This window comes from Stenotrophomonas nitritireducens, from assembly GCF_001431425.1.
GTDB classification, from domain to species: Bacteria; Pseudomonadota; Gammaproteobacteria; order Xanthomonadales; family Xanthomonadaceae; genus Stenotrophomonas; species Stenotrophomonas nitritireducens.
The window spans coordinates 1-13,353 of the sequence record NZ_LDJG01000009.1 but is presented as its reverse complement, the minus strand read 5'-3'; the positions used below and the strand labels follow the sequence as shown (position 1 = coordinate 13,353).

The 13,353-nt window shown below is 67.1% G+C and carries 11 protein-coding genes; 2 read left to right on the top strand and 9 right to left on the bottom strand.

Features of this window, described 5'->3' with window-relative positions:
- Positions 1 to 11 precede the first annotated feature (11 nt).
- Complete coding sequence (ilvC, locus tag ABB22_RS07545) at positions 12 to 986, bottom strand: ketol-acid reductoisomerase (RefSeq protein ID WP_055771842.1); 975 nt, start codon at positions 984 to 986, stop codon at positions 12 to 14.
- 98 nt (positions 987 to 1,084) lie between these two features.
- Between ilvC and ABB22_RS18125 the strand changes: the two genes are divergently transcribed.
- Positions 1,085 to 1,471 (top strand): hypothetical protein, encoded by a 387-nt coding sequence (locus ABB22_RS18125; RefSeq protein WP_152984072.1) that lies wholly within the window; start codon positions 1,085 to 1,087, stop codon positions 1,469 to 1,471.
- Positions 1,472 to 1,864: 393 nt separating this feature from the next.
- On the top strand, positions 1,865 to 2,656 hold the full coding sequence (locus ABB22_RS07540) for an AfsR/SARP family transcriptional regulator (RefSeq protein ID WP_161809353.1): 792 nt from the start codon (positions 1,865 to 1,867) through the stop codon (positions 2,654 to 2,656).
- Positions 2,657 to 2,730: 74 nt separating this feature from the next.
- On the opposite strand, the gene ABB22_RS07535 is transcribed toward ABB22_RS07540, so the two are convergent.
- From ABB22_RS07535 to ABB22_RS07500, 8 genes are all read right to left on the bottom strand, one after another.
- Complete coding sequence (locus ABB22_RS07535; RefSeq protein ID WP_055771835.1) at positions 2,731 to 4,068, bottom strand: type II secretion system protein; 1,338 nt, start codon at positions 4,066 to 4,068, stop codon at positions 2,731 to 2,733.
- Entirely contained in the window at positions 4,065 to 5,159 is a 1,095-nt protein-coding gene (locus ABB22_RS07530) for a prepilin-type N-terminal cleavage/methylation domain-containing protein (protein WP_082443734.1), read from the bottom strand. The genes ABB22_RS07535 and ABB22_RS07530 overlap by 4 nt, the downstream gene beginning before the upstream one ends.
- Positions 5,156 to 8,521, bottom strand: coding sequence for a hypothetical protein (locus ABB22_RS07525; protein WP_055771829.1), 3,366 nt, complete (start codon positions 8,519 to 8,521; stop codon positions 5,156 to 5,158). Before ABB22_RS07525 ends, ABB22_RS07530 begins: the two co-directional genes overlap by 4 nt.
- Before the next feature lie 40 nt (positions 8,522 to 8,561).
- The gene (locus tag ABB22_RS07520; protein WP_055771827.1) at positions 8,562 to 9,272 is read right to left on the bottom strand and encodes a type II secretion system protein; all 711 of its coding nucleotides are present in this window, start codon (positions 9,270 to 9,272) and stop codon (positions 8,562 to 8,564) included.
- Positions 9,273 to 9,282: 10 nt separating this feature from the next.
- Positions 9,283 to 10,539: a type II secretion system F family protein gene (locus ABB22_RS07515; RefSeq protein ID WP_055771823.1), complete on the bottom strand. Its 1,257-nt coding sequence runs from the start codon at positions 10,537 to 10,539 to the stop codon at positions 9,283 to 9,285.
- Positions 10,536 to 12,242, bottom strand: coding sequence for a GspE/PulE family protein (locus ABB22_RS07510; RefSeq protein WP_200911400.1), 1,707 nt, complete (start codon positions 12,240 to 12,242; stop codon positions 10,536 to 10,538). Before ABB22_RS07510 ends, ABB22_RS07515 begins: the two co-directional genes overlap by 4 nt.
- A complete protein-coding gene (locus ABB22_RS07505) occupies positions 12,229 to 13,125 on the bottom strand; it encodes an ExeA family protein (RefSeq protein ID WP_057505171.1) in 897 nt (298 codons plus the stop codon). Before ABB22_RS07505 ends, ABB22_RS07510 begins: the two co-directional genes overlap by 14 nt.
- 42 nt (positions 13,126 to 13,167) lie before the next feature.
- Positions 13,168 to 13,353: AAA family ATPase (locus tag ABB22_RS07500; RefSeq protein ID WP_152984071.1), on the bottom strand; the 186-nt coding region annotated here is incomplete at its 5' end.

Sequence of the window (13,353 nt, the reverse complement as noted above, 5' to 3'; positions counted from 1 at the left end):
GGACCGCGCGGTTACGCGTTCTGGGACTGCAGCCAGACCATCTTGGCGCGCAGCTCCTTGCCGACCTTCTCGATGGGGTGCTCCAGGTCGGCCTGCTTGAACCGGTTGTAGTTCGGCAGGCCCGCTTCGTATTCGGCCACCCAGTTCTTGGTGAAGGTGCCGTTCTGGATGTCGGTCAGCACGTCCTTCATGCGCGCCTTGGTGCCGGCGTCGATCACGCGCGGGCCGCTGACGTAGTCGCCGTACTGCGCGGTCTCGGAGACGAACTCCAGCATGCGGGTGATGCCGCCTTCGTAGAACAGGTCCACGATCAGCTTCAGTTCGTGCAGCACTTCGTAGTAGGCGATCTCCGGCTGGTAACCGGCTTCCACCAGGGTCTCGAAGCCGGCCTGCACCAGCGCCGAGGCGCCACCGCACAGCACGGCCTGCTCGCCGAACAGGTCGGTCTCGGTCTCTTCCTTGAAGGTGGTCTTGATGATGTTGGCGCGGGCGCCGCCCAGGCCGGCGGCATAGGCCAGCGCGAACTGCTCGGCCTTGCCGCTCCTGTCCTGGTAGACGGCGTAGATGCACGGCACGCCGCGGCCGATCTCGTACTCGCGGCGCACCAGCGCGCCGGGGCCCTTGGGCGCGACCAGCACCACGTCCAGGTCCTCGCGCGGGGCGATCATGCCGTAGTGCACGTTCAGGCCGTGGGCGAACAGCAGGCACGCGCCCTGCTTCATGTTCGGCGCCAGCACGTCCTCGTAGAGCTTCTTCTGCACCATGTCCGGGGTCAGCACGGCGACCAGGTCGGCGTCCTTGACCGCGTCGGCCGGGGTCTTGACCGCGAAGCCGTCGGCCTGGGCCTTGGCTTCGGTCGGGCCGCCCGGACGCAGGCCGACAGTCACGTCGAAGCCGGATTCACGCAGGTTCAGGGCATGGGCGCGGCCCTGGCTGCCGTAACCGATGACGGCGATCTTGATCTGGGGCAGTTCGTTGGAGCTCATGGGACTTGGTTCCTTGCAGTGATAGATGGAGCGCAAAAGAAAACGGCCGTCGCGTCAGGAGTCAGGACGCGGCGGCCGCCGGGGGAGGAGGGAGCGCCATGCACGCCGCAGCGGTGCGCATGGCATCGCGGGCGGTGTGTTTGTGCGTGGCGGTATCGGTGATGAACATGGTTTCAGTTGAAATGGATGCTGGAAACGAAAAACCCCGCACCGGGGCCGGTGCGGGGTTTTTGATCGAATCTGGCTTTTTTCTGCTACGCGCCAGCTCGTCCCGCACCTGTGGGTTCGGTAATAAGCACGAGTACGAGCAGCGACGCCGCGGCGGAGGCCGGGGTGCGGGTCGGGTTGGCGGTGGTGTGGCGTTGCAGCATGGGGTCGAGATAACCACGGCGCTTTCGGCGTTGTCAAGCGTGGCGACGGATCGCGGCCGCGCGCCTGGCCGTGATCTCCGGAAACGGTTGTCGCTGCGGCATGGTTGCCGTTGAAAGTGGTTTGGCGGCGATCCGGAGGGAGGCGGATGCCAGGCTGCATGCGCGGATCATGGGCGGCTTCCGGGCTGTGGCCGCCGCGTTTTCCATCGCGGTGGCGGCTGCGCTGGCCTGCCGTCAGGCATCCGCCCCCGCTGTGCGGCCGCGGAGATCGAACCGGCCGTTCGCCGGAACGCGAGTGAAAGGATTTGAAAGCGAGTGATGGGAACCTGGCGCTTTTCACGGTTTGGTTAGTGAGGCCCGCGAAAACAGCGGGCCGTCAATCCGAACGTTGGGGAACCGCATGAATCGTTTTCTCGCCTGCCGTATGGGGACTGGAAGCCCGTGCATACCATCGACTTTCGCCATGGGGGCGACGCCATGAGCGCGTGGCCGGGCAGCGCCCATCCCATGATCCGCTTGCTGGGCGAGTGCCGCATCGGCAGCGCCGGGCAACCGGGCCGGCTCGTCTACCGCAAAAGCTGGGCACTGCTGGCCTATCTGGCGATCGAGCGCACGCGCGTCCATCGCCGCAGCCGGATCGCGGCGATGCTGTGGCCCGACCTGGCGCATGGCGCCGCACTGACCAATCTCCGCCAGGTACTGACCGACCTGAACCGCGCGGTCGTGGCGGCGGTGGGCGAGGGCGTGCTCCTGATCGACCGTGAAACCGTGCGCCTGTGTCCGGACGCGTCGCAGGGGCTGTTCGACATCGACCTGCTGGAGCCGGCCCTGCCGGCCGGCGTGCGGCCGCGGGAATGGCTGGAAGAAGCCGGCGAACTGCTGGAAGGCGCAGTGCCGGAGCGCTGCGACGAATTCAGCGAATGGCTGCCGGGGGCCCGGATCTGGGCCCAGCAGCGCCTGCTCAGGGCGCTGGAGCGCGCGCGCGATGATGCGGCGGCCGCCGGCAACCTGGATGCCGCGGTGAACTTCGCCCGCCGGCAGGTGACGCTGGACCCGTGGGACGAGGCGCAGCAGCGGAGCCTGATGCGCCTGTATGCGCACCGCGGCGAGCCGGACATGGCCCTGGATTGCTACAGGCTCCTGGAGCGCGGCCTGGAGCGGGAACTCGCGGTGCAGCCACAGGCGGCGACGCGGACCCTGGCGATGGAAATCGCGCAGCGACGCGCGCATCCGGCGCAGCAGCGGGGGTATGGACGCGCGCGTCCCGCGCATGCGGCGGACAAGGCGCTGCGGGCATAACGACGCCTTGACCGTTTGAAGAAGGGAAGCCGCCACGGCATGCCGATGGCGGCTTCTTTTGCTGATGGCGCCGGTCATGGACCAGAAGGAATGCCGGCGGCCTTGTACTTGAAGTTCTTGGCCACGTCGCGCACGGCGGCATCCGGAAATCCGCCGAGCATGTCGGCACGGCGGGCGTTGGTGACGATTTCGTCTTCCAATCGCTGTGCTTCGCCGGGGAAGCCGCCGGGGAACTGGGTGGTGAACTGGTCGCGGTATTTCTCCGCGTTGGCCAGATAGCTGTCGGCCGCGCCCTTGGCGACGCCCGCGGCAATGGTGCTGCCCACGGCGGTGCCGATGCTGCCGGCGGCAATGGCCACGCGCCAGTTCCAGCCGCCGTAGGTCTCGAACATCTCGGCGATGGTGTCCAGGGTGTCGGCGGTGGTGTTTATCAGTTCCGCGCTGGCGTCGATGATCGCGACGGTGGCGTTCATGCTTTCGGCCTTGCCCAGTTCGACCATGATGTCCAGCTGGGTCTTGTGGTTGTGCATGACCGGGGTGGTCAGGCGCGCGGCAGCCGCCACGTTGGCATGGGCGAACAGTGCCGGGCTGTAATGTTCACCGCAGCGCAGGCGGGTCCATAGCTGGTCGATGCCCACGGCCAGCACCTTGTCGTGGTAGTCGCCGCTGCCAGGCCGGCGCGGTGATTGGAAGGCTGGCGAGCCATCGTCGTGAGTGGGCATGAGCGGGTCGATGGCGGCCAGCGCGTAGGCGACGTTTCCGGCGTTGCGGGTCAGCTCGCGTTCGTGACGGGCATGCACGTGGCTGTCGCTGGTGGGCAACTGGCTCGCATTGCGCAGTGCATCGCAGAAATCCATGCTGTTGTGGTTGAGCTGCGGCAATGCGGCGCAGTCCACATGGGCGCAGTGGTCCCACGCCTGCACCCGGCTGATGACGAAACTGTCGGCCGCGTTGGCGGTGACTTGCAGGGGCATGGCCTGATCTGGCGGCGCTGCAAGGTCGGCATCAAGCACGGTGGATTGCGGGATTGCGCGGCCGCTGTCGGTATTCCAGCGCACGATCTGCGCGCTGTCACCGGTGCGGCGCAGTACGCCGTAGCGCAGGCGGCCGCCGCGCGCGTCGGGCAGGCCCACGGTCAGGTAGGGCAGCTTGCCGACCTCACCGCCGCCGCAGTCTTCGCGGCCATCGTGGTTGGTGTCCGGGCAGGGCAGACGCGACTGGCTGGTGACGAAGCCCATCACCGCGTCATCGGCGCGCTGCAGCAGGTCGCGTCGCGCCACCTGGCTGCGCTCCTCGGACATGGTGCCAAGCCAGCGCGTGAGCAGGATGCCGATGATGCCCAGGATGACCAGGGCCACGGTCAGTTCGATCAACGAGAAGCCACGCGGGCGGGCAAGGGAACGGCGGTTCATGGGTTCAGTCCGGCGCGGTCAAGGCCAATGGTGGTATCGCGGGCGTCTTCATGCAGGGCCTTGATGCGGTCGCGGAAGGTGCTGACCAGGTCGCGCCGGTGCCCGGCGTCCTGCACCCCGGAGAGGGCGTCGTCGTAGGTTTCCTGCGCCTCGACCAGGCTCTTGCTGGCGTCATAGATGCCTTTTATCGATTTGGCCAGCTGCTTGACGCCAGCACCGATGCTCGAGCCATCCGGAGGCCAGCCCGAGGCGATCAGAGTGAGGGCGATGGCCTCGTTGGTGATGGATTCGGCCAGGGCATAGATGGCAAGGTCGCGGGCCACCTTGGCCTGGTCGCGGATGGTTTCGGCGATGTGGATGTCGAAGCTGCGGAATTCGAGGTTGAACTCGGTCATGCGCAATGCGCTATAGGCGGCATAGGCGCTTTGCGCGCTGCCTTGCGCGCGTGCCAGCCGATCCGGGCAGGACAGCCGCGCGGCCAGTTCACCCGGGCCTGCGGCTATGACGGCAAGGGCGCCTGCGGCATCGGCGGTGCCCGGCAGGGTTTGTGCCGTCGGCTTCCATTGCGCGGCGGCGTCAAGGCGGCCATGCCCGCTCACGCCGCTGTGGCCCAGGTAGTAGGCCAGCGGCAGATCGAGCCCGGCCATGGTGATGTTGCCGCGCTGGTTCAACAGCAGGCGCATGCACAGGTCCAGCCCGTTGCTGCTGGGGGCTGGCTGGTCGGCGGGCGGCAACACCGGGTCGAACAGGTCATCGGGCAGCGCGGTGGTCAGGTTGGGCTGGGTCTGGTAATACAGCCGCATGCGCGAGGGCAGGCCGAGGTCGGCTACCGGCAACCAGCCGCTGGCGGCACCATCGGCGCTGCCATTGCCGTCGGCATCGGCAGCGGGCAGGTGGCCGTGGCTGCGCATGTAGCCGAGCAGGGCCTGTTCGGCCTGGGCCAGTTCCTGTTGCTGCCGCTCGGCATCCAGTATCTGGTTGCCGAGCGGCAGCAGGTTGAACAACAACACGGTGAGCAGGGCGGCGATGGCCAGCGCCACCGCCAGTTCCACCAGCGAGAACCCGTGTTGGCGAAGGTGACGTGCGGTCATGGCAGTACCGGGGCCTGTGGGCCGGTGGAGCCGCGGCTGTCGGCGTGTTCCAGCGTGGCTTCGGCGCCGAAGCTCATCTGCGTGGTGGGGCCGCCGCCGGAGCCGCCGTCGTCGTTCATGTTTTCCAGCTCCTCTTTCAACTTCTCGAACTGGGCCTTGGTGTCCTGGTAGTTCTTGCGGGCGTTTTCCGCGCCCAGCTTGGCGCGCCGCCAGTCCTCGAAGGCGCGGCTGTAGGGGTAGCGCTGGCAGTAGACGCCGAATTTCTGGGTATCTTTGTCCCACCCGTTCAAGGTGTTGTCACCCGGCCACCACCAGCCACTGCTTCTCCACCTGCGGCCAGTGAAGTACTCGCAGACCTTTTCGGACATGATTTCGTTGATTTCCAAATCACGGTTGTCGAGGAAAGTTCTGGTTCCCCTTTCGGTAACCAGCAGCGGCGCGGTGGCGCCGAGATCCTTGTAGTTCTCCGGCGCGTACCACGGCAGGCTGCGTGTCTTCTCGACCTTGCAAGTCTTGGATATCTTCACCCAGTTGTCCCGCCAGTAGCCGGGGGTTACCGGGCTGGTGGAGGTGTCCTCCGCTACCCAGATTTTCTGGTTCTCCCAATACGAGCAGTCTTCGTCAACGAGATAGCGCTCGATGAAGCTGGAGCGCACCCAGTCGTACTTGGTGGGTACGTCGTTGGCGTCCTTGGTGATTTCAATGGCCCACTCGAACCAGTTGTAGCCGCTGTCAGCCGAATACGGCAGCAGGCTCGCTGAGGTAGGGCCGGGATAGGCCAGCCAGGGCTTGGGTAGAGAGTTGTAGGCGGATTTGGCCGCGTCGCGGCTGGCGGCCAGACCGTCATGTTCGGCCTGCAGCTTGGCCAGCCGGCCTTCCATGTTGGGCTTGCAGGTAGCCAGTTCGTTCTTGTCGCGCTCATAGACGCCGGTATTGGTTTCCTGCCAGCCATAGTTCTTGGGCGTGCCGCTGCTGATTTTGCAGCTGCTGTCCGAATAGCGGCCCTTGCCGTTGCCGATGAATTCGCACTTGGCGACCGTGACCGGCTTTTCACAGGTTTCGATATAGCGCACGGCGCTGCGGGCGTTGATGCACTGCTGTCGCTGCATGTCGCCGGAGGGCAGATTGGCGTTCGGGTCGGCGGGATTGCCACGGCCACGGCCGCCGCAATGCTGGGCGTCATCCATCTGCTTGAGCATCTTGGCGAGGATGGAGTCGCCGCCCTTGAACCAGGTGTCGATGTTGTCCTCGAACTGCTTGATCTCCTTTTTCAGCTCCTGCTCGCGCTTGTTCAGGTCGACCCATTCCTCGGCCTTCTTGCGCAGGGCGATGGCCTCGTTGGTGGCCACGTCCCAATTGAATTCATAGTGCGATTCCAGCACGCGGTCGTGGGTGCCGGCGTTGACCGTCACGTCGTTGCCATCGCTGTCCTTCTCGATGCGGGTGCCGACATGGTTGCAGTTGGCGTCATACAGGCCGCCGTTGCCGCCGGCCGGCTTGCACACCCACTCATCCACCTGTTTGCGGTAGCGCTGCGGGTTGCAGGCCTGCCAATCGGTGCTGTTGACGCCGATGCCGCAGGTGCGCTGCGGGTGGATGCGCTGTTGGACCTGCGAGCGGTATTGGCCGTCCTCGCCCAGACTCGGGATTTCGACCAGCTTGTAGGTGGGCAGGCCGTTGATGTCCAGCACCGGTTGATTGTTGCTGTCCTTGGCTTCCTGCGCAGCCACGCCCCACGGCGCCAGCCGGTATCGCTCCAGCATGTCCACCTGGTATTGCAGCAGATCCCATTCCTTCTTCGCGTTTTCGGTCTGCTTGTCCAGGCCGATGCGCGGGACCACGGTTTCCGATTCCACCTCGAAGACCGGATTGCCGTGTTCGTCATACAGAAGATTGCCGGCGGGATCCTTTTTCTGGATGGGGTTGCCGTTGTCGTCGCGCTTGTAGACAACCTCTTTTGACGTGCTTTCGTCGCAATTTCTCGCATAGAGCGTGCATTCCAGCTCTGCGCGGGCCTCGTCCAGATTCTGCGGAATCTTGCCGCTCTGGCCCTTCCTGGCAAGGTCGCGCGCCTTGACCGTGGCATCCAGCGCCAGCGCGACGAACGGCAGCGAGGCGGCCTTGGCGGCCAGGGTGACGCCCTTGGTGCCGAGACCGACGATCGAGGTGACCACGGCGGCGGTCTTCAGCGGTACTTCCCAGCACATGGTGCCGAGCGAGGCGATGCAGGTGGCGATGGAGCGGGTGAGGCTGACGGTGGAGGTGACCAGGGTGGTGATCTGGTCGGACAGGCTGACGGCGGTGGTCACCAGCTTGAAGATCAGCGAAATCTGCGCCTTGGCAGCGCTCTGCACCGCCGATTCGGTGGCGTCGATGTTGTTCTGCTGCAGCAGCGCCAGCGCATCGTGCAGGGTGACGGCGGCGGCCAGCACGTCCATGCCGGCCAGCGAGACGTTGTAGGGTTCGTTGCCGCCGGGGGTGGCCGACAGCTGGGCTACGCTGAACGGGGCGGTGCTGGCACCGGCGATCGCGGTGGCGCTGGACAGTTCGGCCAGCAGGCGGCAGCCGAGCATCTGCGCGGCCGCATCGAAGCTGCGCACGCGCACACGGTCGTCGTATCCGCTGTCCCATTCGCGCCAAGGCGACTCCATCTGCGCCACGGTGCCGGTGTTGTCGTCGTCCAGGCGCGATTGGCCGGCCAACGGGCCGGCGGCGGCAATGCCGTAGGCGACGTTCCAGGGAACGCCGTGGACACCGGCGCGCGTGGTGTCCGCGTGGTTGGTTCCGGCAACCTGCGCCAGCTCCAGCGAGCGGCACAGGTCCAGGCCATTGATGGCGCTGAAAGGGCGGCGGCCGGTTTCCTTGCGATCCTTGTCGAGGCTTATGATTTCGCGGTTCGTGCCGTCAATCAGTGGCGGCTGGTAGGCATTGCCCGGCGCGGTAAGGTCCAGGTGCGCGGCGGCGTCGCCGCGATAGACCATGTAGGCCACCGGGCCGACAGGCATGCCGTTGCCCGAGGCACCAAGCAAGGTGCGTGTTGGCAGCCAGCCCTTGGCGTTGCCGGGGATGCAGTTCCCCGTGCTATCCAGTGCTTCCTCGCCGTCCAGTGTCTGTGCGGGGCAGGGCAGGCGCGCATGGGTGGAAGCAAAGGCGGCGATGGCCTCGTCGGCCCAGCGCAGCGTCTGTTCCTGGGTGATGGCCTGCTGCGGCGCGCGCTTGGCTTGCAGCAGCACGGCGCCGGCGGCCAGCGCGGCGCCGACGAGCAGAAGGACCAGCATGACCTGCAACAGGCCGAAGCCGGCCTGGACGGAACGCCGGTTGCGAGGGTGGAGTGCGGAATCCACGGGGAAGGACAGGTTCATGATGGTCGTCCTGGAGTGCCGGGAGTGCATGCGGAGGGCGTCACTGGTTCATGCGGACGTAGCCGGTCATCACCGCGACCTGGGCGTCGGGCGTGTAGCCGCCGTTGTAGTCCTGGCGGTTGTCGCGGCTCCAGGGATTGGCGGGGGGATTGGTGGTGCTGATGGGATCGACCTCGCTGTGCCGGTTGATCTCGCGCATGCGTCCGAAGCGCGCATCGACGCGGCCGTCGATCCGCGCATCGAGTTGGTTGGCCAGCTCGGGCGTGAGCCCCTTGAGGACCATGACGTTGCGCACGCGCGTGCGGTAGCCGCTGGCGACGTCCGGTTCGGCCCAGTTGCCGAGGTTGACGAAGCACACTTCCAGTTCCTGCGGGTTGCCCTGGCTGTCGCGGTAGACATAGCGGGTCTCTGCGCCTTCCGCACGACCCTGGGGCAGGCTCACGCCGCGTCGGAGCATGTCGTTGCGCAGTTCGTCGCGGCAGAGTTCGCGTCCCAGCTGGTTGTAGATCCGCCCGCTGGGATTGGCCGGGTCGTCGCCGGGCACCACGCCGCTCTGCTGCACGTAGCGGTCGTAGGCGACCATCCAGCCCTGCACGAACTCGCTGCCGATGCGTTCGGCCTCGGCGCTGCGGTAGACGTCGCGGCCGACGCTGACCGCGCCGATGATCAGCGCGATGATCACCAGCACCACCGACATCTCCATCAGGGTGAAGCCGGCTGCCGACGGCAGGGGACGGGTAGGACGGTGCATTGCGGGATCCTCAGAACTGCGGGGAAGCGATGGCCTGCTTGACCAGGTCGTAGACGGGCAGCAGCAGGGCGACGATCAGGAACACGAACATGCCGCCGGCCAGCAGCACGACCACCGGCTTGATGACTTCGGACAGGTTGGTGATCAGCCGCTGCAGGCGCAGGCTGTACTCGGCCGACAGGCGCGCGAACTGCGAATCGAGCGTGCCGGTTTCCTCGCCCACGCCGATCATGCGCACCATCATCGAAGGGAAGCCGCCGACCTGGCGCATCGCCGCCGACACGCGGTCGCCGCGCTCGAGCACCTGGCGGATGGCGATGATGCGGTCGCGGTAGTACTCGTCGCGCATGGCCCGCTCCATCACCTGCAGGCTGCTGACCATGTCCACGCCGGCGCGGATCAGCAGCGACATGTACTCGGTGAAGAAGGCCAGGCCCGAGGAGTACATGATGGTCCGGGCGATGGGCAGCTTGTGCAGGGTGTAATGCGCGGCACGGCGGAAGCCGCGGCTGTAGCGCCAGGCCACCCACAGCACGAAGGCCGACACAAGCATCGCGCCGATGATGAAGCCGATGTGCCCGATCAGCCATTCCGACCCCTTCATCACCGCGATGGTCAGCGGCGGCAGCTTGGCGTTCATCTGCTTGAACAGGTCGGCCAGGTTGGGGATGACGTAGTAGATCCAGAAGCCGCCGGCGGCGAAGATCGCCGCGAACACGAAGGCCGGATAGATCAGCGCCTGGCGCGTGTCGGCGGTCATCTTGGCGATGCGCTCGATGTGGTCGGCGGCCTCCATCAGCATCTTGTCCATGGTGCCGGTTTCGTCGCCGATCATCACCAGGTTGCGTACCGTTTCCGGGAAGGCATCCGGGTAGCGCGAGAATGCCTCGCTGAAGGTGGCGCCGGCATCGAGTTCGTCGAGCAGCCGCCGCGCCAGCTTGGCCGGGTTGGAGGGGCGTCCGCCCCCAACTTCATTGGCTACCGCGCGCAGGGCTTCCATGATCGGAATGCCGCTGGACGTCATCACGCCGAGGTCGCGCAGCATGCCGGCCAGTTCGACCGGTCGGATGCTGGGCTTCACCAGCTGGAAGACCGAGCGCTGCGCCTCGGCCAGCCAGCCTGGGAACCGGTACAGGGTCAGCACCACGGCATCGAAGTTCTTTTCCAGCCACATCCGTGCCGACGAGTCGTGCTCGACCGACAGCTGAGTGACGCCGCTGCGCACGCGGCCGCTGGAGAGCAGTAGGCGGTAGTAATAGACGTTCATGGCGCTGGCCCCACGCCGGCCACGCGCATCACTTCTTCACTGGTGGTCTGGCCGGCGACGACGCGCGCCTTGGCTACGTCCTCGATGCCGCGGAAGCCGGCGTTCATGGCCAGGCTGCGCAGCGTCTCGCGGCTGACGTCGTCGGCGATGCCATTGGCCAATGCCTCGTCCACGACCATGATGTCGTATACCGGCAGGCGCCCGCGGAAGCCGCTGCCACGGCAGCGCTCGCAGCCGGCACCACGCTTGCCGCAGCTGCCGGCGGGCAGGTCCAGCCATTCCAGTTCGCGCTCGCTGAACGGAACTTCATGGACGCAGAACGGGCAGTTCTGCCGCACCAGGCGCTGGTTGACCACGGCCAGCAGGTTGTCGGCGATGACCTGCGCTTCCAGACCCAGTGGGCGCAGGCGCGGCACCACGCCGAACACGGTGGTCACGTGCAGGGTCGAGAGCACGAGGTGGCCGGTGGCCGCCGCCTCCAGCGCGGCCTGCGCGGTCTCGGCGTCGCGCATTTCGCCGAGCAGGATCACGTCGGGGTCGTGGCGCAGGAAGTGGCGCAGGGCCGAGCCGAACTCGTAGCCGGCGCGACGATTGACCTCGGTCTGGCCGGCGCCGGGCACGCGGTACTCGATGGGGTCTTCCACGGTGAGCACGTTGCGCTCGATCAGCGACTGCATGCGCAGTGCGGCGTGCAGCGAAGAGCTCTTGCCCGAACCGGTGGGGCCGGTGATCAGCACCAGCCCGGCGGGACGGGCGAACAGGCGCTCGAGCACGGCCACGTCCTCGGCGAAGAAGCCCAGCTCCTCCAGTCCGGCCAGGTCGCTGTGCTCGGGCAGCAGGCGCATGACCGTGCGCTCGCCGGCGTCGGTGATGATGGTGGATACGCGCACGGTCACCGCCGAATCCAGCACCGTGGCGCGGAAGCTGCCGTCCTGCGGGCGGCGCTGCTCGGAGATGTCCATTTCCGCGGCCAGCTTGATGTAGCCGAGCAGGCGGTTGAGCGTGGTGGGCATGGCGAACATCGGCCGCAGCACGCCATCGACGCGGAACAGCACGTGCAGGCTGTCGTCCGAGGGCGACAGGTGGATGTCGGTGGTGCGTTCGCGCACGGCATAGTGCAGCAGGTAGTCGAGCAGCTTCTCGGGGCTGTAGGCATGGTCGTTGTCGCCGGACAGCCGCTTGATCTCGCGCTCGAGCAGGCTCTCCACCGGATTCTGCGCGAAGTAATAGGTGTGGCGGATCAGCCGCGCGACCTTGCCGTATTCGCCCTGCAGGAAGCGGCAGCGCAGGCCGCAGCGCTGCAGCACCAGCTGCGCCACCGCCTGGGTGTCGGCGTCGCCGAGCAGGACCTCCAACGCGTCGCCGTCGCGCCGCAGCGGCAGGAACTGGCGCAGCTGGCACAGTTCGCGGTTGAACATCGCCAGCACTTGCGGCTCGGCATGCGGCAGGGTGTCCACCTGCACGTACTCGATGCCGTTCATCTCGGCCAGCACGCGCACGATGTCCGACTCGTTGGCCAGGCCATGGCGGATCAGGACGCGGCCCAGGCGCTGCTTCTCGACTTCGTTCTTCTGCAGGGCGTACTGCAGCTGGGTGGCGTCGATCAGGCCGCGTTCGAGCAGGCGTTCGCCAAGGCGCGTGCCGTCCTTCTGCAGGGCGGACTGGGGCGCGGAGCGGGCGGGAATGGGATCAACCGTTGCCATGGTGTTGCGTTTCCGGGGAGGGGGGCGAGGCGGCGGCGCGTGCCGCCAGCAGGGTGTCGAACAGGAGCAGCGTGGCGGGGTCCGGCGCGCCGCTGGGCGGCAGGCCGTTGTGTTGCTGGAACCGCCCGATCGCCGCACGCATGCGCGGGCCATAGCGGCCGTCCAGCGCGCCGTCGTACAGGCCGGCGTCGCGCAGCAGCGCCTGCACGACAAGCACCTCGGCCTGCCCATCGGCGGCGGCGAGGAAATCCTCGACGCGAAGCCGTGCCTGCCAGCCTGCCTGCCAGCCCTCGGGCAGGCGGCGCAGGCACAGGCCTTCGCGCGAGGGCAGCCGTGCCAGCCATGTTTCGCTGACGGCCTGCACCTGTGGCGCCGTGGTGCCAAGGCCCTGCAGGCAGGCATCCCAGCGTTGTCCAGGCGTCTGGCCGGCCGCTGCGGCAGGGGCGGCCGGCACCGGGAGGGCGTGGTCGTCGGCGTAGGAGGCGTCGCTGCGCACGGCCAGCGCCGCCACCAGCGCGAAGAGGACGAGGCCGCCGGCGATGGAGGCGGCAAGCGCCAGCGGTGCCTTCTTCCACAGGATCCGGCGGCGCCGGCGCAGCGGCCGCGCGCCCGCTTCGGCGGCGGCGGTGTGCACCAGTGCGGCGTCGATCACGCGCTGGTCGGCGGGCTGCGCATACAGGCCGTACAGGCAACGGTCCATGATCTGGTGGATGCGGCGCGGGTTGCCGCCGCTGGCGCGGTGCAGTGCCTGTGCAGCGTCGGCGCGCAGGCGGATGCCGGGGCTGGGGTTGCCGGCCGCCTCGAGGCGATAGTGCACGTAGCGCTGCACTTCATCGGCGGCCAGCACGTCGAGCTGTACGTGCTTGCAGATGCGGCTGGTCAACTGGCGGATGCCGGGCTGCTCCAGGTTGTCGCGCAGTTCCGGCTAGACGGCCAGGACGATCTGCAACAGTTTTTCCTGGCCGGTTTCCAGGTTGGTGAGCAGGCGCAGAAGCTCCAGGCTTTCGAGCGTGAGGTTCTGCGCGTCGTCGATCATCAGCACCCAGATGACCTGCGCGGGCCAGTGCTGGACCAGGATGCGGTTGAGGGTATCATAGTGAGCAGCCGGCGG

Coding starts and splice junctions, on each gene's coding strand:
- ABB22_RS07510 (WP_200911400.1), bottom strand. CDS start 12,242: ATGGCAACGGTTGATCCCATTCCCGCCCGCTCCGCGCCCCAGTCCGCC.
- ilvC (WP_055771842.1), bottom strand. CDS start 986: ATGAGCTCCAACGAACTGCCCCAGATCAAGATCGCCGTCATCGGTTAC.
- ABB22_RS07525 (WP_055771829.1), bottom strand. CDS start 8,521: ATGAACCTGTCCTTCCCCGTGGATTCCGCACTCCACCCTCGCAACCGG.
- ABB22_RS18125 (WP_152984072.1), top strand. CDS start 1,085: ATGCACGCCGCAGCGGTGCGCATGGCATCGCGGGCGGTGTGTTTGTGC.
- ABB22_RS07515 (WP_055771823.1), bottom strand. CDS start 10,539: ATGAACGTCTATTACTACCGCCTACTGCTCTCCAGCGGCCGCGTGCGC.
- ABB22_RS07530 (WP_082443734.1), bottom strand. CDS start 5,159: ATGACCGCACGTCACCTTCGCCAACACGGGTTCTCGCTGGTGGAACTG.
- ABB22_RS07520 (WP_055771827.1), bottom strand. CDS start 9,272: ATGCACCGTCCTACCCGTCCCCTGCCGTCGGCAGCCGGCTTCACCCTG.
- ABB22_RS07535 (WP_055771835.1), bottom strand. CDS start 4,068: ATGAACCGCCGTTCCCTTGCCCGCCCGCGTGGCTTCTCGTTGATCGAA.
- ABB22_RS07540 (WP_161809353.1), top strand. CDS start 1,865: ATGATCCGCTTGCTGGGCGAGTGCCGCATCGGCAGCGCCGGGCAACCG.